This is a genomic window from Paracoccus suum, assembly GCF_003324675.1.
Lineage (GTDB): Bacteria > Pseudomonadota > Alphaproteobacteria > Rhodobacterales > Rhodobacteraceae > Paracoccus > Paracoccus suum.
In genome coordinates this window covers 401,464-424,955 of record NZ_CP030918.1, presented here as the reverse complement: position 1 = coordinate 424,955, position 23,492 = coordinate 401,464, and the positions used below count along the sequence as shown (strand labels likewise).

20 protein-coding genes are annotated in these 23,492 nt (G+C 68.1%); 9 read left to right on the top strand and 11 right to left on the bottom strand.

Annotation, left to right across the window (positions count from 1 at the left end; all coding sequences use genetic code 11):
• Window position 1: 1 nt before the first annotated feature.
• The 9 genes from DRW48_RS02025 to DRW48_RS01985 all read right to left on the bottom strand — a co-directional run bounded on the left by DRW48_RS02025 (window position 2) and on the right by DRW48_RS01985 (window position 9,547).
• Window positions 2-1,030, bottom strand: a complete 1,029-nt coding sequence (locus tag DRW48_RS02025; RefSeq protein WP_114074950.1) for a trans-3-hydroxy-L-proline dehydratase — start codon at window positions 1,028-1,030, stop codon at window positions 2-4.
• A 7-nt stretch (window positions 1,031-1,037) separates the two neighbouring features.
• Window positions 1,038-2,714, bottom strand: a complete 1,677-nt coding sequence (gene lhpI / locus DRW48_RS02020; RefSeq protein WP_241963340.1) for a cis-3-hydroxy-L-proline dehydratase — start codon at window positions 2,712-2,714, stop codon at window positions 1,038-1,040.
• On the bottom strand, window positions 2,711-3,727 hold the full coding sequence (locus tag DRW48_RS02015) for a 4-hydroxyproline epimerase (RefSeq protein WP_114077297.1): 1,017 nt from the start codon (window positions 3,725-3,727) through the stop codon (window positions 2,711-2,713). Before DRW48_RS02015 ends, lhpI begins: the two co-directional genes overlap by 4 nt.
• Window positions 3,727-4,992, bottom strand: a complete 1,266-nt coding sequence (locus tag DRW48_RS02010) for an NAD(P)/FAD-dependent oxidoreductase (RefSeq protein ID WP_114074948.1) — start codon at window positions 4,990-4,992, stop codon at window positions 3,727-3,729. Before DRW48_RS02010 ends, DRW48_RS02015 begins: the two co-directional genes overlap by 1 nt.
• A gap of 1 nt (window position 4,993) precedes the next feature.
• A complete protein-coding gene (locus tag DRW48_RS02005) occupies window positions 4,994-5,716 on the bottom strand; it encodes an amino acid ABC transporter ATP-binding protein (protein WP_114074947.1) in 723 nt (240 codons plus the stop codon).
• Window positions 5,709-6,362, bottom strand: a complete 654-nt coding sequence (locus DRW48_RS02000) for an amino acid ABC transporter permease (protein ID WP_114074946.1) — start codon at window positions 6,360-6,362, stop codon at window positions 5,709-5,711. Before DRW48_RS02000 ends, DRW48_RS02005 begins: the two co-directional genes overlap by 8 nt.
• Before the next feature lie 11 nt (window positions 6,363-6,373).
• Window positions 6,374-7,039 carry an amino acid ABC transporter permease gene (locus DRW48_RS01995; RefSeq protein ID WP_114074945.1) on the bottom strand — a complete coding sequence of 222 codons (666 nt, stop codon included), beginning with the start codon at window positions 7,037-7,039 and terminating at the stop codon, window positions 6,374-6,376.
• 55 nt (window positions 7,040-7,094) lie between these two features.
• Window positions 7,095-7,907: an ABC transporter substrate-binding protein gene (locus DRW48_RS01990; protein WP_114074944.1), complete on the bottom strand. Its 813-nt coding sequence runs from the start codon at window positions 7,905-7,907 to the stop codon at window positions 7,095-7,097.
• 119 nt (window positions 7,908-8,026) lie between these two features.
• Complete coding sequence (locus DRW48_RS01985; RefSeq protein WP_114074943.1) at window positions 8,027-9,547, bottom strand: aldehyde dehydrogenase (NADP(+)); 1,521 nt, start codon at window positions 9,545-9,547, stop codon at window positions 8,027-8,029.
• 89 nt (window positions 9,548-9,636) lie between these two features.
• Here DRW48_RS01985 and DRW48_RS01980 point away from each other — a divergent pair, with 89 nt between their 5' ends.
• Window positions 9,637-10,668: an Ldh family oxidoreductase gene (locus DRW48_RS01980; RefSeq protein WP_114074942.1), complete on the top strand. Its 1,032-nt coding sequence runs from the start codon at window positions 9,637-9,639 to the stop codon at window positions 10,666-10,668.
• 45 nt (window positions 10,669-10,713) lie between these two features.
• On the opposite strand, the gene DRW48_RS01975 is transcribed toward DRW48_RS01980, so the two are convergent.
• Window positions 10,714-11,673 (bottom strand): dihydrodipicolinate synthase family protein, encoded by a 960-nt coding sequence (locus tag DRW48_RS01975; RefSeq protein WP_114074941.1) that lies wholly within the window; start codon window positions 11,671-11,673, stop codon window positions 10,714-10,716.
• Between the two features lie 264 nt (window positions 11,674-11,937).
• On the opposite strand from DRW48_RS01975, the gene DRW48_RS01970 reads away from it, so the two are divergent.
• The 6 genes from DRW48_RS01970 (at window position 11,938) to DRW48_RS01945 (ending at window position 18,863) form a co-directional block, all read left to right on the top strand.
• Window positions 11,938-12,618, top strand: coding sequence for a GntR family transcriptional regulator (locus DRW48_RS01970; protein ID WP_199286185.1), 681 nt, complete (start codon window positions 11,938-11,940; stop codon window positions 12,616-12,618).
• Window positions 12,619-12,723: 105 nt separating this feature from the next.
• Window positions 12,724-14,025 carry an NCS2 family permease gene (locus tag DRW48_RS01965; RefSeq protein ID WP_114077296.1) on the top strand — a complete coding sequence of 434 codons (1,302 nt, stop codon included), beginning with the start codon at window positions 12,724-12,726 and terminating at the stop codon, window positions 14,023-14,025.
• A 73-nt stretch (window positions 14,026-14,098) separates the two neighbouring features.
• Window positions 14,099-15,919, top strand: coding sequence for an aminopeptidase P family protein (locus tag DRW48_RS01960; protein WP_114074939.1), 1,821 nt, complete (start codon window positions 14,099-14,101; stop codon window positions 15,917-15,919).
• A 36-nt stretch (window positions 15,920-15,955) separates the two neighbouring features.
• A complete protein-coding gene (locus DRW48_RS01955; protein ID WP_114074938.1) occupies window positions 15,956-17,335 on the top strand; it encodes an FAD-binding oxidoreductase in 1,380 nt (459 codons plus the stop codon).
• 98 nt (window positions 17,336-17,433) lie between these two features.
• Window positions 17,434-18,222, top strand: coding sequence for a glycoside hydrolase family 25 protein (locus tag DRW48_RS01950; protein WP_422385741.1), 789 nt, complete (start codon window positions 17,434-17,436; stop codon window positions 18,220-18,222).
• Window positions 18,198-18,863, top strand: coding sequence for a CPBP family intramembrane glutamic endopeptidase (locus DRW48_RS01945; protein WP_241963338.1), 666 nt, complete (start codon window positions 18,198-18,200; stop codon window positions 18,861-18,863). Before DRW48_RS01950 ends, DRW48_RS01945 begins: the two co-directional genes overlap by 25 nt.
• On the opposite strand, the gene DRW48_RS01940 is transcribed toward DRW48_RS01945, so the two are convergent.
• The gene (locus tag DRW48_RS01940; RefSeq protein WP_114074937.1) at window positions 18,860-20,101 is read right to left on the bottom strand and encodes an SAM-dependent methyltransferase; all 1,242 of its coding nucleotides are present in this window, start codon (window positions 20,099-20,101) and stop codon (window positions 18,860-18,862) included. The two genes, DRW48_RS01945 and DRW48_RS01940, sit on opposite strands and share 4 nt — an antisense overlap.
• 159 nt (window positions 20,102-20,260) lie before the next feature.
• On the opposite strand from DRW48_RS01940, the gene aspS reads away from it, so the two are divergent.
• Together aspS and DRW48_RS01930 are read left to right on the top strand one after the other, a co-directional pair.
• On the top strand, window positions 20,261-22,036 hold the full coding sequence (gene aspS / locus DRW48_RS01935; RefSeq protein ID WP_114074936.1) for an aspartate--tRNA ligase: 1,776 nt from the start codon (window positions 20,261-20,263) through the stop codon (window positions 22,034-22,036).
• Window positions 22,037-22,113: 77 nt separating this feature from the next.
• Window positions 22,114-23,487, top strand: coding sequence for a DUF1800 domain-containing protein (locus DRW48_RS01930; protein WP_114074935.1), 1,374 nt, complete (start codon window positions 22,114-22,116; stop codon window positions 23,485-23,487).
• The last annotated feature ends 5 nt before the right edge of the window (window positions 23,488-23,492 follow it).

Here is a 23,492-nt window from a genome sequence, read left to right as displayed (position 1 = left end):
GCTACCGCGCGCCCCAGGTATCGCTTAGGCGGTAGCCCCCAGGCCAGGGATCATCCGGGTCCAGCATGTGCTGGTGCATCCCGGTGATCCAGCCGCGGCCCGAGATTTCGGGCCGGATCGCCGGCAAGCTGCCAACCGCGGTCTCGCCAAGGATCCGGCCGCGAAAGGTCGAGCCGATCACCGATACCGCCTCGAGGCTGTCGCCGACCGCCATGTGTCCGCGCGCATGCAGCAGGGCCATGCGCGCGGACAGCGCCGTGCCGGTGGGCGAGCGGTCCACCTTGCCGGGCCGGATCGCAACCGCGGCGCGGGCGCGCAATCCGGCCTCGGTCCGCTGCAACGGACCCGCAAAGAGGCAGAACGAGATGTGGCGCAAGTCGGGGTTTTCCGGATGGATAAAGCCGAGTTGCTCGGTCGCGGCGTCGCTGATGCGCACGCCGAGGCGAGCAATGTCATGCGCCTCATCCTCGGTCAGGCCGAGGCCCATCCGCGCGGCATCGACCACGACAAAACTGTCGCCGCCATAGGCGGTGTCGACCGTCAGGCTGCCGAGGCCTTCGACCTCCAACGCGGCATCGAGACGGCCGGCAAAGCTGGGTAGGTTTTGCACAAAGATGCGCTGCGCCTTGCCACCGCTGCATTCGGCACGCACCTCGACCAGCCCGCCCGGCGCCTCGAGGGTCAGGTGCGTCGCCGGCTCGGTCATCGGCAGGATACCGGCGTCCAGGAGGACGGTCGCGACGCAAATGCTGTTCGAGCCGGACATGGGCGGCGTGTCCTCCGGCTCCATGATGATAAAGGCGGCGTCGGCGCGCGGGTCCTTGGGCGGAACCAGCAGGTTGACGTGGCGAAAGACGCCGCCGCGCGGCTCGTTCAGGACAAAGGCGCGCAGGGTGCCGTCGCGGGCGATCCAGCGCGATTGCTCCCACAGGGTTGCGCCGGGGGGCGGGGTGACGCCTCCGACGATGACGTCGCCGACCTCGCCCTCGGCATGGGCGGAAATGACGTGGACGATCTTGGTGCTGCGCATGAAACCCTCAGGAAAGCCAGGCGGGGGGCGGGGGCGCGACGCCGCCCAGCGCCGCCTCGACGCAGGCGGCAAGGCCGCCAAAGCGGAAGCGGCGGCCGGTCAGGCCGGGGCCGTAATGGGCATATTTGCCCGAATTGGTCATCACCACGCGGGCCGAAGGCGGGAACACCGGCTCGCTGATCGAACACCAGCAGAGGTCTGGCACGACCCGGACGCCGCGCGCCGCCAGCCGCGCGGCAATGCCGCTGCCGCCGAGTTGTTCAAGCGTCTCGCGCCCCAGCGTCACGATCAGCGACAGGCGCGGCGCCAGCGGGCGCGGGTCGGCCTCCAGCGCCGCCAGCAGCGCCCGGCACTCCGCGGCCGAGGCATGAGGGCTGCCGATCGCCACCAGATCGACCCGGTCCGGCGCGTCGTTCAGCGCCGCGAAATCGGCCGCCATTATCGGCAGGCCGACGGCGATGGTCCGCGCGCCGGGAACAGGCGGCAGGGTCGCTTCGGGCGTGTGCCCCTCCAGATGCAGCATCGGCGCGGCCGAGGTGGTGCCGAAGGCGGCGCAGAGTGCGCGCAAGTCGTCGGGCGAGACCGGCATCGCCGCGCAGCCGCGGATCAGGGGGATGGCGTCGGGCGCTAGGCTGCCGGCGAGATGGCCAAGCAGCGGCCAGAAGGCATCATCTGCCTGCGGCGGCGGGGTCACGTCCAGAATGACGGCCGGTCGCCGCGCCTCGGTCTGGTAAACGCCGGCCAGCGGCGCGCGGCCGGTCAGGGCGATGCACAGGTCGAGAAAGTCGGGATGCTTCAGCGTCCGCGCGCCCAGCACGCTGTTGGCATAGATCACCGCGTTCGATTCCGCCCAGCCGATCACTTCGCCAAAGGCTGGCGGGTCGTTCTGGTAGGGTGCGCAGGTAAAGCTGGGGCTGGCGCCCATGGCCACGTAAGCATCGGCCAGCGCCTGCGCCGGCTCACCAAAGGACGAGGGCACGCCCTGCGCTGGCCATCCGTCATGATCGACCGAGATCGCGTTGGTCGTCGTCGGCACGCGCACCCGCGCGCGCATTGCGGCCATTGTCTCGGCAAAGCGCAGGTTGGCGGGGCTGGCGTAGATGCAGCCGTCGATATGCACGCGCGAGACATCTGTCAGCTCCGCCGCCCCCTGCTGCGCAGCCGATGCGATCAACAGGCGCATGGCGATTTGCACGGCCGGTCCGTCACGCCCGTCGCGCATCGCCCGGTCGTCGTCGCTCAGCGCGAGTTCGGCGGTCTGGGGCCTCAGGGGGATGTGCAAGCCGGGCGCGATGATGGCGTCCGGCGTGATCGCGGCCGCCGGCACCGCCGCAAGCGATGCATAGGCACTCGGAGCGAGACGCGCGACGGGCAGGGGGCGTCCGAGCATGATGTCGGCGACCCGGGCGCCCAAAGTCAGGATGTCCTCCGCCTCGCGAAACACCAGGGCGGCGGGCGCGGTGCCGGACAGCGCCAGGTTCAGCAACACGCCGCTGCCGCTGCACGACCCGCGCGAGGTCGGCATCAGCACCACCCGCCCGGCGAGATCCTGCCCCGCCTGCGGGTGATGTGCATCGATGATCCGCCCGCTGAGCGGGTCGACCCCGCCCCAGAGGCTGAGGCGTTCGGTCAGTTCCAGCACCGGGCCGCTGGCCGTGCCGGGAAGGATCGCGAGGCCCGTCACGTCACGACAAAGCCATGCGCGAACGGGTCGCGGTCGTCGATGAAGATCGTGTTGATCCCGGTCTGGCGCGCCCATCCGGCGATCGAGGGGATGATCGCCGGCTGGCTGGCATTTTCGCCGCTACCCACCGTCGCGGCAGCCTCGACGCGGCCCTTGAACAGGCTGCCGATGATCGATTCGTGGACGAAATCATCGCCGACCGCGAGGCGCCCCTTGGCCGCGAGCTGCGCCATGCGGGCCGAGGTGCCGGTTCCGCAGGGCGAGCGGTCGATGGCCTTGTCGCCATAGAACACTGCGTTCCGCGCATGGGCGCCGGCCTGCGTCGGTGCGCCGGTCCACTGGATATGCGACAGGCCGCGGATTGCCGGATGGTCGGGATGCACGAACTCGTATTTCGCGTTCAGCGCCGCCCTCAGGCGGCGGGCCCATTCGATCAACTGGCCCGCGCTGTGGTCGGCCATGTCGCGGAAATTGGCCTGCGGCTCGACGATGGCGTAGAAGTTTCCGCCATAGGCGACGTCGACCGCGATCTCGCCCAGGCCCTCGACCTCGGCGGTCAGACCCTCGGCATGGAGATAGCTGGCGACGTTGGTCAGCCGCACTTCCTCGATGAAACGACCCTCCTCGACGTAGGCGACCTCGACCCGGCCGGCGGGGGCGTCGACCGCGAGGCGACCCGGTGCGCGCGGGGTGATGAGGCCGTTCTCGATGCCCATGGTAATGGTGCCGATCAACCCGTGGCCGCACATCGGCAGGCAGCCCGAGGTCTCGATGAACAGCACGCCCACGTCGCAATCCTCGCGCGTCGGCGGATAAAGGATCGAGCCGGACATCATGTCATGGCCCCGCGGCTCGAACATCAGGCCGGTGCGGACCCAGTCGTGGTTGGCGAGGAAGTCGGCCCGGCGCTCCAGCATGGTGGCACCATTGAGGCGTGGGCCGCCGCCCGAGACCAGCCGGACCGGGTTGCCGCAGGTGTGCCCGTCGAGGCAGGAAAACATGTGAACGGCCATCAGAACCTCGAAAATCTTTGGGGCGAGAAGGGGGACAGATCCAGCGCGGCTGGCCGTCCGGTCACCAGGTCGGCGACCAGCCGCGCCGTGCCGGGCGATTGCGTCAGGCCAAGATGCCCGTGGCCGAAGGCGAACACCACGCGCGATGTAGCGCGCGCTGGGCCGATGGCGGGCAGGCTATCCGGCAGCGAGGGGCGAAAGCCCATCCATTCCGTGCCGCCCGATGGATCAAGGCCCGGCAGGAACGCGCGTGCCTTGTCCAGCATCGCCCGCGCGCGGCGAAAGTTCGGCGGGGCGGTCAGTCCACCAAGCTCGACCGCGCCGCCGACGCGGATGCCGGTCGACAGGCGCGTGACGACAAACCCGTGACCGCCAAAGGTGACCTGGGTGCGCAGGTCGAAGGCGCCGGGGGGCAGGGTGGTGTTGTAGCCGCGCTCGGTCTCAAGCGGGATGCGCTCGCCCAAGGTGCGGGCGATGCGGTGCGAATGGGCGCCGGCGGCGAGGACGACGTTCGCAGCGCGGCGGATGCCGGCGGAGGTCGCCACGCGGACGCCGCTATCGAGAGGGCGGAGGGCGGTGACCTCTGCCTGTTCGATCCTGCCGCCCATGGCGATGAGGCGGTCAGCGAGGGCGAGCGTGTAAAGCCGTGGATCGGCTATGGAGAACCAGCCGGGGGTGAAGGTTCCGCGCAGGAACCGGGGTGCCAGGCCGGGCTGGATCGCGGCCATGCCGGCGGGGTCGAGGTGCTGGAACGCGATGCCATGCGCGGCGCGCGCATCCCAGCCCGGCAGGCTCGCCTGAAACTCTGCCTTGGATTCATAGACCTGCAGGTTGCCGTCGCGGCGCAGCATGGCGCTGGTGCCGGTGGCGGCCAGAAACCCCTCCAACTCGGCCCGGGACAGGTCCATCAGTGCGGTCTGCGCGGTGGTCGAGGCGGCGACCCGGCTGGGGGCGCACGCGCGGGCAAAGCGGATCATCCATGGCGCGACGCGCAGCGCATAGCGCGGCGGCACGCTGAGCGGGCCGAGTGGATCGAGCAGCCAGGCCGGCGCCTTGCGAAAGATGCCGGGCGAGGCCAAGGGCAGGATATCGGTAAAGGCAAAGGCGCCGGCATTCCCCGCCGAGGCGCCGGCCGCGGGGCCCGCGCGATCCAGCACCGTGACCTGCCGGCCGCGCGCCGTCAGCGCCAACGCGGCCGACAGGCCGACCACCCCGGCACCGATGACTATGACATCCGCGGCATGGCCGCCCGCCGCGCCGATCATGTCAGTGGGTTGCGGCAAGGAACTTGCGCAGTTCGGGCGATTGTGGCGCGTCGAACAGCTGGCCGGGGGGCGCGATCTCGGCCATCACCCCCTGATGGAAGAACGCGACGCGGTCCGAGACCTCGCGTGCGAATTTCATCTCGTGCGTGACGCAGATCATGGTCATGCCTTCGTGCGCGAGCAGACGGAGAGTATCGAGCACCTCACCCACAAGTTGCGGGTCGAGGGCCGATGTTACCTCGTCGAACAGCATGTAGTCGGGCGACATCGCCAGTGCCCGGGCAATGGCCATGCGCTGCTGCTGGCCGCCCGACAGTCGGCCGGGATAGACCTTCAGCTTGTCGCCAAGGCCGACATGGGCCAGCTGCCGCTCGGCGATCGCCTCTGCCTCGGCCCGCGCCAGCCCCAACACCTTGCGCGGGGCGAGGGTGACGTTTTCCATCACCGTCAGGTGCGGAAAGGCGTTCCATTGCTGGAACACGATCCCGACCTTACGCCGCAGCTTGTTGAGGTCGGTTCCCTTGGCATGAACCTCGGTCCCGTCGATGGCGATGCGGCCGGAATCGATCGGCTCCAGCCCGTTGATGCAGGTGAGCAGGGTGGACTTGCCCGACCCCGAGCCACCGATCACCGACACCACCTCGCCGCGCTGCACGGTCAGGTCGATCCCCTTGAGGACCTCAAGCGCGCCAAAGGATTTTCGGACATTCTGAATCTCAATCATTTTCACGCCACCGTCGTTCAAGGCGACCGCCCAGGCGGGCGATGGGAAAGCTGAGCAAAAAGTAGATCGCCCCGGTCAGCAGCAGGATCGTCATCGGCTCTTGCAGGCGGGTGACCAGGATCTGGCTGGAGCGCAGCAGTTCGATGATGCCCAGCCACAGGACCAGCGCGCTGTCCTTCATCACGCCGAGGACGAGGCCGATCCAGCTGGGCAGCCCCACGCGCAGCGCCATGGGAAAGACGATCTGCGTCATGTCCTGGCCCCAGGTCAGCCCCAGCGAGCGGGCCGCCCGGCGCGTCGTCTGCGGCACGGCAGAAATCGCGCCGCGCACGATCTCGGTGCAATACGCTGAGGTATAGAGGGCAAGGACGATGCAGCTGACCGTGAAGGGGCTGATGCCGAGGCGCGCGATGGCCTGAAAGGCATTGGCCAGGATCAGCTGGATGAGCAGCGGGACCGATCGGAACACGTCCAGCACGAAGGTCAGCGGCAGGGCGAGGACCGGGTTCAGCACGCTGCGCACGACGCCGAACATGAGGCCCAGAAGGGTGCCGAACAGCACCGCAATGGCTGTGATCCACAGCGTCATCCCGGCGCCCCTTGCCAGGAACAGCAGGTCGGAAGCGGTGAGGCTGGTGTCAAACATGGTCAGCCCCCTCAGTACCGGAACATGCGCCAGGCGAGCAGCCGCGCGCCGACGGTCAGGATCTTGGCCAGCGCGTAGTAGATCACGGCCGCCAGGGCGAAGAATTCAAAGGTCCGGAAGCTGCGCGAGTTCAGGTCTTGCGTGACGCCCGCAAGGTCGGTGTTCATGCCCACGGTGACCCCCAACGACGTCATCAGGATCGCCCAGACCATCTGGTTGGTGGTCGGCAGAAAGGCGATGCGCAGCATCTGCGGCGCTACGATCAGCCGGAACGCCTGCGCCGCGCCCATGCCGAGCGAGCGCGCGGCCCGCGTCTGGGTCGCGGGAATGGCGCGCAGCGCGCCGCGGAAGGTCTCGGCCAGGTAGCCGGCGTTGTTGAAGGCGATCCCCGCGAGCAGCGAGGTGTAGGGCGACAGGTGAATGCCGAACGAGCCCAGGCCGAAATGCGCCATGTAGATCTGGAACAGCGCGGGTGTGTTGCGGGCGACCTCGACCCAGGCGGTCGCCGGCGCGCGCAGCCAGCGCGATTGCGAATTGCGCGCCACCGCCAGCAGGATCGCAAAGGCGCCGCCGATCAGCATCGACAGCACAGCGATCTGTAGCGTCACCAGCGCGCCGTCCAGCATCTGCGGCAGGGCGCGAAACGCCTGCCGCCACTGGAAGGTATAGTTGAACATCGGTCCCCCCCGATGGAATTGCCGGGCGCGCGGGCTGTCCCGCGCGCCGCGCGCCTTAGCGGTAGACCTTGGCGATGGTCAGGTCGGGCGCCTCGCCGCCGACATGCTTTTCAAACAGCTCCTGGTACCGGCCGGTGCGGACCTGCTGGTTGACGAACAGATCGAGGTAATTCAGCAGCCCGTATTCGTTGCGCAGCGCGATCAGCGCGACATAGTCGATGTTGTAGGGCGCATCGCCCTTGATGGTCAGGCCCGGGAACTTGCCCGACTTGACGGTCGCCGCGGCGACGGTCGAGGTCACGACGGTGGCGTCGATCTGGCCCTGCGACAGTGCAAGGAACACGTCGGCCTGCGTCTGGTAAGGGCGGAAGCTGCCGGCGCCCCATTTCTTGACGTCGTTTTCCAGCGCGATCGCCTCGTAGGTGCCGGCGACCGAGCCGACGGTCTTGCCGTTCAGCGCGTTGAAATCGGCGATGCCCGCATCCTCACGGGTCAGCACGACGTTCTTGAAGGCGAAATAGGGGATCGAGAAGCCGACGGTCTTTGCCCGCTCGAGCGTATCCGAGGTCGAGGCGACGCCGATATCGGCGCGGCCCGAGACGAGCGCAGGGATGCGGTCGGGGAAGGGCGTCTCGACGATCTCGGCCTTGACGCCAAGGGCGGCGGCGAGGTCGTTGCAGTAGTCGACGTCAAAGCCGACCGGGTTGTTCTGCTCGTCCCGCGCGCCCATCGGCGGGAAATCCAGCACCACCGCGCAGCGCAGCGTGCCCGAGGCGATGATGTCGTCAAGCTGGTCGGCTTGCGCCGCGGGGGCGAAGGCAGCGGCAAGCCCTGCGGCGGTGGCAGCGGCGGCAATGAAGGCTTTCATGACGTCTTACTCTCCCATGTGTCGAAGGCTGTTCTGAATTCTTGTCGACTATGTGTCGGCAAAGTGAGTCGGGCAACAAATTTTTGTGGCTGCCCGACCCTCCGGTCTGGATTTTTTCGTCAGTATTGCAGGTCGTCGGGCATCAGTGCCCGGGGCAGGTTCTGGTAGGCGACCGGGCGCAGAAAGCGGCGGATCGACAGCGTGCCGACGCTGGTTGCGCCGAAGTTGGTCGAGGCCGGGTAGGGGCCCCCATGGACCATCGAATCCACGACCTCGACCCCCGTGGGAAAGCCGTTGACAAGAATCCGGCCGGCCTTGCGCTCGAGGATCGGCAGCAGCTCGCGCGCGATGGGCAGGTCGGCGTCGTCCATTTGCAGCGTAGCGGTGAGCTGGCCGTCAAAGCCCTGAGCCAGCGCCAGCATCTCGGCGCTGTCGGCGGCGCGCACGACGAGGCCGAGCGGGCCGAAAACTTCGTCGCCAAGGTCGTGGTCCTGCAGCCAGTCTGCGCCGCGAACCTCGTAAAGGTTGGGCGCTGCGCTGCGGCCCTCGGACCGGGTGACGTGCACCGGCCGGACCGCGTTGCGGGAATCGAGGCGCGCCTGCCCCTCGCGATAGGCGGCGGCGATGCCATCGGTCAGCATCACCTGCGGCGCGACTGCAGCCAGCGCGGTGCGCGCTGCCTCGATGAAGGTATCGGCGCCAGGGCCGTCCTGGACGATGGCGATGCCGGGGTTGGTGCAGAACTGCCCCGCGCCCAAAGTCAGCGATCCGGCCCAGCCCTGCGCGACCGCCTGCCCGCGCGCCGCGGCGGCGGCGGGCAGTACGAACATCGGGTTGACGCTGCCTAGCTCGCCAAAGAACGGGATTGGCTCGGGGCGCTGCGCGCAGAGGTCGAACAATGCGCGCCCGCCTGCGAGGCTGCCGGTAAAGCCGACCGCCTTGATGCGCGGATCGGTCACGAGCGCCTGTCCGACCGCGCGGTCGCCGCCCTGGATCAGCGAGAAGACGCCGGCCGGCATGCCGCAGCGCATCGCGGCCTCGGCAATGGCGTCGGCGACGATCTCGCCGGTGCCGGGATGGGCGGAATGACCCTTCACGACGACGGGGCAGCCGGCCGCAAGGGCGGCGGCGGTGTCCCCACCGGCGACGCTGAAGGCCAGCGGAAAATTCGAGGCCCCGAAAACCGCGACCGGCCCGATGGGCCGCTGCATCATGCGGATCTCTGGCCGCGGCGCGGGCTGGCGGTCGGGCAAGGCCGGATCGACCCGGCGGTCCAGATAGGCGCCGTCGCGCAAATGATCGGCAAAGAGGCGCAGCTGGCCGGTGGTCCGGCCGCGCTCGCCCTCCAGCCGGGCGGTAGGCAGGCCTGTTTCCTGGGTGCCGATCTCGGTGATCTGGTCGGCGCGCGCCTCGATGGCGTCGGCAATGGCCTCGAGAAAGACCGCGCGCTGCTCGCGCGTCGTCGCGGCGTAGGCTGCAAAGGCGTCCTCCGCCGCGGCGCAGGCCTCGGCAACCAACTCAGGCGTGCCGACGGCATAGTCATGCGCGGGACCGGTTGCCGGACTGGAGGCAAAGCTGCGCGCGCCCGGTACCTTCTGGCAGGCGATGATGTGCTGGCCGTGGGGGGTAAAGCTGCTCATGATGGTTCCTCGGGTGTCGGCGACTGGCCGGCTTGCTCGAATTTGCATACCTCTTGTATGCAAATACAATGAATGGCCGGAGGCAAGACATGACCGCACCCCAGACCCTGACGATTCCCGCGCTTACTGCGAAGATCGAGGCGATCTTCCAGCGCGCCCGCTTCAGCGCCGCGCAGGCTGCCGCAATCGCTCCGGTCATTGCCGCGGGCGAGCGCGACGCCTGCAAGTCGCACGGTGTCTACCGGATCGAGGGCTGCCTGCGCTCGCTCAAGATCGGCAAGGTCAACCCGGGCGCAGTGCCGGAGGTCATTGCCTCCGAAGGCAGCATCGTCCGCGTCGATGCCAAGGGCGGCTTTTCCCCACTGGCCTTCGAGCTGGGACTGCCGCTGCTGGTCGAGCGGGCGCGCACTCAGGGGCTGGCAGCACTGGTCATCAACGACTGCTTCCATTTCTCGGCCCTGTGGGTCGAGGTTGAACGGCTGGCGGCCGAGGGCTTGGCGGCAATGGCCATGTGCCCCAGCTATGCCACCGTAGCCCCGCATGGCGGCAGCGCCCCGCTGCTGGGCACCAACCCATTTGCCTTTGGTTGGCCGCGGCCCGACGGCGCGCCCTATGTTTTTGACTTCGCCACCAGCGTCGCCGCGCGCGGCGAGGTCGAGTTGCACCGCCGCGCCGGCACGCCCCTGCCAGAGGGTTGGGCGGTGGACGCCGAGGGCCAGCCTACGACCGACCCGCAGGCGGCGCTGGACGGCGCGATGCTGACCTTCGGCGGCCACAAGGGCAGCGCCATCGCGACGATGATCGAACTGCTCGCCGGTGCGATGATCGGCGATCTGAACAGTGTCGAGGCACTGGACTGGCTCGGCACCACCGCCGTTGCGCCCAAGCATGGCGAGTTGATCCTCGCGTTCGATCCCGCGCGCTTTGCCGGCGGCCGGCGCGACCCGTTGGCCGCGGCCGAGCTGATCCTGTCGGGGATCGAGGGGCAGGGCGCGCGTCTGCCGTCGGGCCGGCGCCGCGCGGCGCGCGTCATTTCCGAGGCAGAGGGGATCACTCTGAGCGCAGCCGAGATCGAGGGGCTGGAGCGCCTCGCGCGGGACGGGCTGGCGGCGGTGCCGTAAGGCCGCCGCTGCCGCTTGTGTCCGTCCCGTCAGCATCGGCGCGCTTCAGGCCGCGAACCGGCGCAGGTCGTCCTGCTGGGACCAGTTGGCATACCAGTCGCGGAACAGGTTGTATTGCGCCTCGACATAGCCCCGCTGGCTGTCGCTGAGGGCATCGTCGGCGTTGAAATGCAGCCGGTATTCCTGATCGCCGTTCAGCACCATCAGGTGCTTGTAGAACAGAACCAGATCAGGGCCCTCGTCGAAGGAAGACAGGACGGCCAACGCGGCCTCCAACTCGTTCGCCCGGGTGCGGGCGGCGGCATCGCCCGCGGCGGCGGCTTGCGACAGGGCGACCAATTGCAGCACCTCGCGCGGCAGGGCGTTGCCGATGCCGGTGATGGTGCCGGAGGCGCCGCAGTTGACGAAGCCGTGGACCACGGCAGTGTCGACACCGATCATCAGGGTGATGTCGTCATTGCCGCTGGTGATGTGCTCGGCCGCGTAGCGCAGGTCGGCTATGCCGCCGAATTCCTTGAAGCCGACCAGGTTCTTGTGCTGCTCGCGCAGGGAAAAGAACAGATCCGCGCGTGTCGCAAAGCCGTAATAGGGGCTGTTGTAGATCACCGCCGGCAGATCAGGCGCGGCCGAAAGTACAGCCGCGAAATGGGCGCGCTGGGCGCTGGCGGAACTGCCGCGCGACAGCACGCGCGGGATCACCATCAGACCCTTGGCGCCGACCTTTTGTGCATGGGCGGCGTGTTCGGCGGCAAGCGCGGTGTTGACCGCGCCGGTTCCGACCACGACCGGCACGCCCGCGCCCACCAGGGCCTCGACCCCCTCCATCCGCTCGGCGTCGGTCAGCAGCGGCCAGTCGCCCATCGAGCCGCAATAGACCACGGCAGACATTCCCAGATCGACAAGCTCGCGCCCCTTGCGGGCCAAGGCCGCGAAATCGGGACGGCGGTCCGCGGTGCAGGGCGTCATCAGGGCGGGCATGCAGCCCGAAAACACGGTGTCGGTCATCGGTGGCTCCTGTTGCGAATCGGGCGCCCGGGGCGCGGGGTCGGGGCATAGTGACATCATTGTATTCTTGTTGTCGACAACAATCTGATCTCCGCCCTATGGTCGGCGTCTGCAAATCCGGCAATGATCCGCGTCGAACAAAGGAAGTTGCCAATGGCCAGTGACGCCCCGCCCCACGATCGCGCCAAAGCCCGAGGCCGCGGGGCTGGCAAGGCGGCGACCTCCCGGCCCGCATCCGGCAAGCACACGAAAGCCGACTCGACCATGCCCGACCGGCGTCGGGGCGAGGGCGTCAAGTTCGTCTATGACATGCTGCGCGACGAGATCATCGACCTTGCCCTGCCACCCGGAAAGGCCATCGACGAGATCCAACTGGCCGAACGCTTTGCCATGTCCCGCACCCCCATCCGCGAGGCGCTGGTGCGGCTTGCCGCCGAGGGACTGGTCACGACCCTGCCGAACCGCTCGACCATCGTGTCGAACATCGACTTCCTGAACCTGAACCCGTTCTTTGACGCGATCACGCTGATGTATCGCGTCACCACCCGTCTCGCAGCCGAATTCCATCGCCCCGCCGATCTGCCCGCCATGCAGGCGGCGCAGGCTGAATTCGCGGTTGCGGTGCGCGCGCAGGACGCGCTGGCGATGATCGCGACCAACCGCGACTTTCACGCCGCCATCGCCGCTGCCGCGCACAATCCTTATTACGAAGGCCTTTTCTGCCGCCTGCTGGACGAGGGCCGCCGCATCCTGCGCCTGTATTACCAGAGTTTTGACGACCGCCTGCCCGAGCAATACGTGGCCGAACATGACGAGATGATCGCCGCCATCATCGCCCGGGACATTGACCGCGCCGACCGCATCGCCCGCGCCCATGCCGACCAGATCGTCAGCCAGATCCGCGCACTGGTGCACACCGACCGCCGCCGCGAGATCGCGCTTTAGCCCGTCATTCTGTTGCAAAGGCTGAAACTGTCTGCCTCAGTTTGAGAGGTCCGCGGCGCATTGTCGCGCCCTAGTCTGGCGCACAAAACGGGGAGAATGACGACGATGGCCGATCTGTTTCGCCTGCGGGCGCATGGCACCACGACGCGCACCGAAGTGGTCGCAGGTCTGACGACCTTCCTGACCATGGCCTACATCATGTTCGTGAACCCGGACATCCTGTCGACCACCGGCATGGACCGCGACGCGGTGTTCGTCGCCACCTGCCTCGCCGCAGCCATCGGCTCGGCTATCATGGGCCTCTGGGCGAACTGGCCCATCGGCATGGCGCCGGGCATGGGGCTGAACGCCTTCTTTGCCTTCACCGTCGTCGGCGCCATGGGCTACACATGGCAGCAGGCGCTGGGCGCGGTGTTCATCTCGGGCTTGGTGTTCCTGTTCCTGTCGGTGACCGGCATCCGGCGCTGGTTGATCGCCGGCATCCCGCAATCCATGCGCAGCGCCATTGCCGCCGGTATCGGCCTGTTCCTGGCGATCATCGCGCTGAAATCCTCCGGATTGGTCGTCGCCAATCCGGCGACCTTCATCGCGCTCGGCGATCTGACCGCGACCGGCCCGCTGCTGACCATCGCCGGGTTTTTCGTCATCGCCGCGCTGGACGCGCGCAAGGTGCCGGGCGCGATTCTGATCGGCATTCTGGTGGTCACGGCGGTCTCTATCGCGATCGGCCACAGTGCCTTCGGCGGGATCGCTGCAGCCCCGCCGTCGATCGCGCCGACCTTCATGCAACTGGACATCGTCGGCGCGCTGGGCACCGGGCTGGTGCATGTCGTGCTGGTGATGGTGCTGGTCGAGGTGTTCGACGCCACGGGCACGCTGATCGGAATTGCAAAGCGCGCCGGCCTGCTGACCGAGGGTCCGGCCCACACGAACGAGGGCCTCAGCCGTGCGCTGATGGCCGATTCGACCGCTATCCTCGCCGGCTCGATGCTGGGCACGTCCTCGACCACGGCCTACGTCGAAAGCGCCTCGGGCGTGCAGGCCGGGGGCCGCACCGGCCTCACCGCGCTGGTGGTCGCAGTGCTGTTCCTGCTCTCGACGTTCCTGTCGCCACTGGCGGGCTCGGTTCCGGCCGCGGCGACCGCGCCGGCACTCCTTTATGTCGCGACCCTGATGCTGCGCGAACTGGCCGAGATCAGCTGGAACGACGTGACCGAGGCGGCACCCGCGGTGCTGACCGCCATCGCCATGCCGTTCACCTATTCCATCGCCAACGGCCTCGCCTTCGGCTTTGTCAGCTACGCGGTGATCAAGCTGCTGACTGGCCGCGCGCGCGAGGTCCATCCTGCGACCTGGATCGTGGCGGCCCTGTTCGTGGCGCGGTTCGTGCTGTTCCCCGACGGCTGATCGGGCGCTGAGCGGCGCTGGACCTTGACCATGTTTCGCGCCAATCTCCAGCGCCGATTGCCAGGAGCCCGCGATGTCCCAAGCCCGTCCGTCCCCCGTCGCGAATGCCCCAGCGCATCACGGCGACTATCCCGGCCGCCTGGGCCAGTTGCGCGCGCAGATGGACGCGCTGGGGGTAGATGTCGTGCTCGTCCCGCGCGCCGATGCCTATCAGGGTGAATATGTTGCGGATGCCGACGCCCGGCTGCGCTGGCTGACGGGGTTCTCAGGCTCGGCCGGGTTTGCGGCCGTCACGCGCGAACGTGCCGGCGTTTTCATCGACGGCCGCTATCGCGTGCAAGTCAAGGCCGAGACCGACCCGGCGTATTTCACGCCCGTCCCCTGGCCCGAAACGACGCTGGCCGCATGGCTGCGCGAGGCGTTGCCCGAGGGCGGCCGCGTCGGTTTTGACCCCTGGCTGCACACCATGCGCGAGGTCCAGGAGCTGGAGGAGGCGCTGACCGGCGCCGACATCGCGCTGGTGCCGATTCCGAACCCGATCGATTCTATCTGGCACGATCGCCCGGACACGCCGGTCGGCTCGGTGCGGCTGCACGACGATGCGGTCGCCGGCGCCACCGCCGCCGAAAAGCGTGCGCGTCTGGGGGCAGAGCTGGACAAGGCCGGTCAGGCCGCGGCGGTACTGACGCTGCCCGATTCCATTTCCTGGCTGCTGAACATCCGCGGCAGCGACCTGCCCAGCAACCCGGTCGTGCAGGCCTTTGCCATCCTCGAGGCGGACGGCCATGTCGCGCTCTTCACTGACCCGGCCAAGTTCGGCGATGAGGTGCGCGCCGCGCTGGGCAATTCCGTCTCGATCCTGCCGCTGGCCGGTTTCACCCCGGCACTGCAGGCCCTTAGCGGGCCGGTGCGCCTCGACCCCGGCAGCGCGCCGCAGGCCGTGGCGACCCTTCTGACCGAGATCGGGACCGAGATCGCCGAGGGTCAGGACCCCGCCGTCATGCCCAAGGCGATGAAGAACGCCGCCGAGATCGAAGGTATGCGCGCCGCCCATCTGCGCGATGCCGTCGCGATGGTTCGCGTGCTGCATTGGCTCGACACATCCCCGCCCGGCACGCTGACCGAGATGGCAGTCGTGCGCCATCTGTCCCAGTTGCGGCGCGAAGCCGGGTGCATCGACCAGTCCTTTGCTACCATCGCGGGCTCTGGTCCCAACGGCGCCTTGCCACATCACCATCCGACCGAGGCGGCGGACCGCACGCTGTCGTCGGGCGAATTGCTGGTCCTCGATTCGGGCGGCCAATACGAGGTCGGGACCACCGACATCACCCGCACCATTCCCATCGGCGAGGTTCTGGTAGAGGCGCGCGATCCCTACACCCGCGTGCTGCGCGGCATGATCGCGATCAGCCGCGTGCGCTTTCCGCGCGGCATCGCCGGGCGCGACATCGACCCGCTGGCGCGCCAGTTCCTCTGGGCGGCCGGCCTCGATTACGACCACGGCACCGGCCACGGCGTCGGCGCCGCGATGTGCGTGCATGAAGGGCCGGTCCGCATCTCGCGCGTGTCGGGAATTCCGCTGGCGCCCGGCATGATCCTGTCGAACGAGCCGGGCTACTACCGCGAGGGCGCCTTCGGCATCCGGATCGAGAACCTGTGCGTCGTGACCGAACTTGGCCGCGATGCCAGCCCCGACGGCCGCGACATGCTGGGGTTCGAGACGATCACCTGGGCGCCCATCGACCGCCGCCTGATCGACATAGGCCAGATGGCGCCGGAGGAGATCGCGTGGCTCGACGCCTATCACGCCGGGGTGCGCGAGCGCTTGCAGGATGCGGTCGAGGGCGAGGTGCGGGACTGGCTGCTGGCGGCCACCGCACCGCTGGAGGGCTGAGGGCAGGCCCGGCGCGGCAACAAAGGGAACGCGGGCATGGCGATTTCACGCGAAGCGACCGAGAAGCTTGCGGCCCTTCTGGGCGAGCGCCTGTCCACCACCCAGGCGGAACGCGACCTGCACGGCGGCTCCGAGACCTGGCACCGGGCGCCGCCGCCCGATGCCGTCGTCTGGCCGGTCGATACCATCGAGGTCGCGGCCATCCTGCGGATCGCCAGCGCGCACCGCATCCCCGTAATCGGCTGGGGCACCGGCACCTCGCTCGAAGGGCATGCCCTGGCGGTACGCGGTGGCATCAGCCTCGATACCAGCCGCATGGACCGCGTGATCGAGATCCGCCCCGAGGATCTGCAGGTGACCGTGCAGCCCGGCGTCACGCGCGAGGCGCTGAACCGAGAGCTGCGGGCGACTGGCCTGTTTTTTCCGGTCGATCCCGGCGCCAATGCCAGCCTTGGCGGGATGGCCGCGACCCGCGCCAGCGGCACCACCGCCGTGCGCTATGGCACGATGCGCGACAACGTTCTGGGGCTCGAGGTCGTGCTGGCCGACGGGCGCGTGATCCGCACCGGCAGCCGCGCCGCGAAATCCTCAGCCGGGTATGACCTGACCGGCCTGATGGTCGGCAGCGAGGGCACGCTGGGGATCATCACCGAACTGACCTTGCGCCTGCACGGCCAGCCGGAGGAGGTCGCGGCGGCGGTCTGCGCCTTTCCTACGCTGGAGGAGGCGGTCGAATGCGTCACCGCGACGATCCAGTCCGGCATTCCCATGGCGCGGATCGAGTTCGTGGATGCCGGCATTGCCCGCGCCTTCAACCGCTCGGCCGGCACCCACTTGCCCGAGCAGCCGCATCTGATGGTCGAGTTTCACGGCGCCAAGACCTCAGTTGCTTCCGATGCAGATTCGTTCGGCGCCATAGCGGCCGAGTTTGGCGGCGCCGGCTTTGACTGGGCCAGCACGCCCGAGGCACGCAACCAACTGTGGCGGATGCGGCACGGTGCCTATCCCGCCGCGCTCGCGCTGCGTCCGGGCGCGACCGCGGTCGTGACCGATGTCTGCGTGCCGATGTCGCATCTGGCCGAGGCCGTCAGCGCTGCCGCCGCCGATATCGCGGCCGAAGGGCTGATGGGACCGATCGTGGGCCATGTCGGCGACGGAAACTTCCATGCGCTGCTGCTGATCGAGCCAGGAAACGAGGTCGAACTGACTGCCGCCAAGCGCATCGCCACCCGCATGGCCGAGCGCGCGCTGGACGTGGGCGGCACGATCACCGGCGAGCATGGCGTCGGCATCGGCAAGCGGGCGCTGATGACCGCCGAGCATGGCGACGGCTGGCAGGTCATGGGCGCGATCAAGACCGCGCTGGACCCGCTGGGCATCCTCAACCCCGGCAAGCTGGTGCCGGACGCCAACTGACGCTTTCGTGAGGGCCGCAGTCCAGTGACTTTCCCGCCGCCGCTTGCGATAGAGCGGCAAAACAAACCGTCGGGGGAGTGGTGGCGATGAAGCGTTTGGTGTCCCTGTTCTTGATGATGACGCTGGTAATCATCGCCGGGTGCGCCCGCACGCCGCCGCGGGGCGGCGGCGGCGGCGGCGGTGGCGGAAGCTACGTTGGCGGGACCGTTCCGGCGCTGGGCGACACTGCCCCGCATGTCTGGCGTAACGGACACCCCTACAATCAGGAAGTTCACGGCATCGATATCTCGCGCTACCAGGGCGATATCGACTGGCAGCGCGTGCGCGCCTCGGGCGTCAGCTTTGCCTTCATCAAGGCGACCGAGGGCGGCGATCACAGCGATCCGGCCTTCCGCCGTTACTGGGCCGAGACGGCCGCCGCCGGCCTGCCGCGCGGCGCCTATCACTACTTCTATTTCTGCCGCTCGGGCGTGCAGCAGGCGGCATGGTTCATCGCCAACGTGCCGCGCGACGGCCGCTCGCTGCCGCCGGTGATCGACCTCGAATGGACCGCCTCGCGCACCTGCCCGCGCCGCCCGTCGGGCGCCGAGGTCCGGGCCGAGGCCGAAAGCTTCATGCGCGTGCTGCAGGCCTATTACGGCCAGCGCCCGATCATCTACACGACTGTGGATTTCTACCATGAAAACCAACTGGGCCAGATGAATGCCGAGTTCTGGCTGCGCTCGGTCGCCGACCATCCCAGCCGAATCTACCCCGGCCAGCGTTGGACCTTCTGGCAATATACCGGCACCGGGACCGTGCCGGGCATCCGCGGCAACGTCGATCTGAACACGTTCGCCGGCAACTCGGCCCAGTGGCGTCAGTGGCTGGCGACGCACTTGCGCTAGCCCGCCCTCGGCGCGGCTGGTTGTGGGCCGAGTTCGCGGCCCTCTACCTGCTGACGCCGCTGGCGATCGCGGTGCTGCTGCCGCCGGGACAGATGTTCACGGCCCTCTTCGCCTCGACGTTGGTCGGCATCGGCCTTCTGTGGCGCACCGGCGGGTTCGAATGGCGCTCGCTGGTGCGCGGTTGGCGCCGCGTGCCCTGGGCCGAGGTGGCGCTGGTCGCCGCCGCGGTGCTGGTCACCGGCCTGATCGTCATCTCTGTCTTGCGGCCCGCCGCGCTGTTCAGCCTGCTGCGCACGCAGCCGGCGTTCATGGCGCTAATCTGGCTTCTTTATCCGTTCCTGTCCGCCCTGCCGCAGGAGCTGGTCTTTCGCGCGCTTTTCTTTCACCGCTATCGCGCGCTGCTGCCGCGGGGACCGGCGATGCTCTGGATCAACGCCGCGATCTTTTCTCTCGCGCACCTGATGTACTGGTCGCCCGTGGTGCTGGCCATGACGCTGGTCGGCGGCTTTCTGTTCGCGCGCGCCTACCTCTCGCGCGGCTTTCCGGCGGCCTGGGTGCTGCACGCCGTCGCCGGCAACGTGATCTTTGCCGTCGGGCTTGGCGCGTGGTTCTATTCGGGCGCCGTGGTGCGCCCGTTCTAGTCCATCATGTAGTCGCGGGTGATCGGCAGCACGTCGTTGCGGCGGGTCAACTGAAGCTGGAAATTGACCAGATCGTGCAGCCGGAAGGTCATCTCTGACCCCAGAAGGTAGTAGCGCCACATGCGCACGAACCGCTGATCATAGAGGGCCTCGGCTTCGGCCGCATGGGCCGTGAAGCGTTCCTCCCATTTCTTCAGCGTCTCGGCATAGTGGCGGCGTAGCACCTCGATATCGGTGAAGAAGAGCTTTTCAAGCTCGACCGCGCGGGCGATTTCCGACAACGAGGGCAGGGCCCCGCCGGGAAAGATATAGCGGCGAATAAAGCTGGATGTGGCGGCGGGCGGGCCATTGACGCCGATGGTGTGGATCAAGGCCACTCCATCTTCGGTCAACAGCTCGCGCACGCAGCGGAAATAGCGCCGGTAGTGCGGTCCGCCCACATGCTCGAACATGCCAACCGAAACGATGCGGTCGAACTGGCCGCGAACATCGCGATAGTCGCGAAGCTCCAGCGTGATGAGATCCTCGAGGCCGGCCTCGGCCACCCGCTTGCGCCCGAGGGCCAACTGCTCCTCCGAGAGGGTGATCCCGGTGACGCGGACGCCGTAATCACGCGCCAGGGTCAGCGCCATGCCCCCCCAGCCGCAGCCGATGTCGAGGACCGACATGCCCGGCCGCAACGCCAGCTTCTTGATGATGTGGCGCTTTTTCGCCTCCTGCGCCTCGTCCAGCGTCAGGTCGGGCGTCGGGAAATAGGCGCAGGAGTATTGCCGGTCCCGGTCGAGGAACAGATCATAGAGGGCACCGGACAGATCGTAGTGATGTGCCACGTTGTGACGCGCCCGCGGGGCCGGGTTCCACTGCAGCAGCCGCCTTATCCGCCGCCGCAAGGGCAGCATCCGCCACAGCGCATAGGCCGGCGGATTGTCGGCGCGGTTGCCGATGGCGAGCGTCAGGAAACCGCGCAGGTCGTCATGCTCGATCGTCAGCCGCTGGTTCATGTAGGCTTCGGCCACGCCGAGGTCGGGATCGCGCAACATGGCGCGGATCGTGGCCTTGTCATGGATGGTGACCGCAACCTCTCCCGGAACCGGCGTTTCGCTGCGGGGGCCATTGGCGGGGGGCGGGGGGCCCGCGCCGGGTCCGTACCGGCGGGTGCTGCCATCAGGATAGGTAACGCTGAGCCCGCCCCGACGGATGAGGCGGCGCAAAAGCGCATCGAGCGCGCGTTCGAGCATTCGTCAATTCCTGGGAATTCGCTGCTACGGCGATCATCTTGCCAGCCCGGGTGGCGGAGTGAAAGGCCCGCCGGCCCGCCGGGCGCTTGACTTCGCCGGAATGACGCGATTGATCGGCCCCACCCGACCGGGGGCCCGCCGAGAGATCCGAGGAATGCCATGACTGCCTACCGCACCCACACCTGCGGCCAGCTTACCGCCGCCGATGCCGGGGCCGAGGTCCGCCTGTCGGGCTGGGTCCACCGGGTCCGCGACCATGGCGGCATGCTGTTCATCGATCTGCGCGATCACTACGGCATCACCCAGATCATCGCCGACAGCGAGAGCCCGGCCTTTGCGACGCTGGAAAAGCTGCGGGCCGAAACGGTCGTGCAGATTGACGGCAAGGTCAGGCTGCGCGACGCGAGCCTCGTGAACCCCAAGCTGCCGACCGGCGAGATCGAGGTCTATGCCACCGCCGCGACGGTCCTCGGCCCGTCCGACGATCTGCCGCTGCCGGTGTTCGGCGATCAGGACTACCCCGAGGAAACGCGCCTCGCGTATCGCTTTTTGGACCTGCGCCGGCAGTCGCTGCACGACAACATCATGCTGCGCGCGCGCGTCATCAAATGGCTGCGCGATTCCATGTGGGACGCCGGCTTTACCGAGTTCCAGACCCCGATCATCACCGCCTCATCGCCCGAGGGCGCGCGCGACTTCCTGGTGCCCTCGCGCCTGCATCCGGGCAAGTTCTATGCCCTGCCGCAGGCCCCGCAGCAGTTCAAGCAGCTGATCATGGTCGCGGGCTTTGACCGTTATTTCCAGATCGCGCCCTGCTTCCGCGACGAGGACCCGCGCGCCGATCGCTCGCCGACCGACTTCTACCAGCTTGATGTCGAGATGTCGTTTGTCGAGCAGAAGGACGTCTTTGCCGCAGTTCAGCCGGTCATCCAGGGCCTGTTCGAGGAGTTCGGGGGCGGCCGCCGCGTCGACAGCGACTGGCCGCTGATCGCCTATGCCGACTCGCTGAGGAAATACGGCACCGACAAGCCCGACCTGCGCAACCCGATCGAGATGCAGGACGTGTCGGACCATTTCCGCGGCTCGGGCTTTGGCATCTTTGCCAAGCTGCTCGAGCAGTCGGGCACCGAGGTCCGCGCCATTCCCGCGCCGACCGGCGGCAGCCGCAAGTTCGCCGACCGGATGAACGCCTTTGCGCAACAGCAGGGCCTTCCGGGGATGGGTTACATCATCTGGCGCAAGGCCGAGGATGGCAGCACCGAGGCCGCCGGCCCTATCGCCAAGGCCCTCGGCGCCGAGCCGACCGAGGCGATCCGAGTCCAACTGGGATTGGGGGAAGGCGATGCTGCCTTCTTCCTCGGCGGCAAGCCCTCGGACTTCGAGGCGGTCGCAGGCCGCGCCCGGACCGAGATCGGGCGCGAGCTTGGCCTGATCGACGAAAATCAGTTCAAGTTCGCCTGGATCGTCGATTTCCCGATGTACGAACGCGGCGACGACGGCAAAATCGACTTCAGCCATAACCCGTTCAGCATGCCGCAGGGCGGGATGGAGGCTCTAGCAGGCGATCCGCTGAAGGTGCTGGCCTATCAGTATGACCTGGCCTGCAACGGCTATGAGCTGATCTCGGGCGGCATCCGCAATCACACGCCGGAGGTCATGTTCAAGGCGTTCGAGCTGGCGGGGTATGACAAGTCCGAGGTCGAAAAACGCTTTGGCGGCATGGTCAAGGCCTTCCGCTATGGCGCCCCGCCCCACGGCGGCTGTGCCGCCGGCATCGACCGCATCGTCATGCTGCTGGCGGACGAGAGCAACATCCGCGAGGTCATCATGTTCCCGATGAACCAGCGGGCCGAGGACGTGATGATGGGCGCCCCGTCCGAGCCGACGAACGAGCAGATGCGCGATCTGCGCCTTCGGGCGGTCCCGAAGGAGTGAAGTGACTTTACCCGGGCCGGGTGGCATCCTCCACCTGGCCGACCCCCCGGCCGTCCGCCGCAAATGCGAGAGACCCGGTGACTGTCCAATTTCCCGAACTCGCCGCGATACGTCTTGGCTTTGGCCTGTCGCCGGTCCTGCCCCCGCCCGCTGATCCGGCGGCCGTGCTGGCTGATGTCGCTGCGACCGCGGCCGCTGCGCCGTCGCTGACCACCGCCCAGGCGCAGCAGATGCACCTGCATTTCCGCGAAATCGACAAGAAGGCACGCGACGCCGGCACCCCCGATTCGCCCGAGGCCAAGGAGGTGCGCCGCACCATGGTCGATCGCCGGGCCATGTTCTCGCGCCTCAGGATGGCCGATTGCGCCACGGCGCAGGTCGGCTTTGGCGAGCGCCTGGTGCAGTTCTGGTCCGACCATTTCACGGTCAACCCGCAAGGCCCCGGCGTCGCGCCGATGGTGGTAGCCTTTGTCGAGGAGGCGATCCGCCCCAATATCAACGGCAGTTTCCTGGACCTGCTGACCGCCGCCGAGACGCATCCGGCGATGCTGCTTTATCTGGACCAGACCCAGTCTGTGGGCGACCGCTCGCCCTTCGCCCGCAAGGCCAAGAAGCCCAAGCAGGTCGGCCTGAACGAGAACCTGGCGCGCGAGATGATGGAGTTGCACACCCTCGGGGTCGGCGCGGGCTACACCCAACAGGACGTGCGGCAGCTTGCCAACCTTCTGACCGGCCTCGGTTATGTGCCGGACGATCCCGACCAGCGGTATTTCCCGCGCCGTGCCCAGCCGGGGGCCGAGACCGTGCTGGGACAGACCTTCGGCGGCGGCCGCCGGGACGGGATCGACGCGATTCACCAGATGTTTGCGGTTCTGGCCAACCGCCCCGAAACGGCGAAGTTCGTCGCCCGCAAGCTGGCCGTGCATTTCGTCGCCGACGAGCCGGACGATGCCCTCGTGTCGGACCTGGCGGCAGCCTGGGGCAAGAATGGCGATTTGCCGGCGGTCTATGCCGTTCTGGTCTCCCACCCGCAACTGGCCCAGCATTTCCGCGGCAAGGTGCGCCAGCCCTTTGACTATATCGCCAGCGGCCTGCGCGCGCTGGGGATGGACCGGCAGTCGATCCTCGGCCTGCCGGACCAGCAATCGCGCCGCTGGTTCAACCGGGCGATGGCGCTGATGGGCCAGCCGTTCATGAACCCCTCCGGCCCCGACGGCTGGAAGGAAGCGGCCGAGGCCTGGATCAATCCGCAACTTCTGGCCCAGCGCATCGACTGGGCGATGAGCGCGCCGCGCATCCTGCTGCCTGAACTGCCCGATCCGCGGAACTTCATGCAAGCCGCGCTTGGCGGGACCGAGTCCGAATTGCTGGCGCGCGCGGTGCCGCGGGCGGAATCGATCCGCGATGGGCTGGGCGTCGTCCTCGCCTCCAACGACTTCAACCGGCGCTGAGGGGG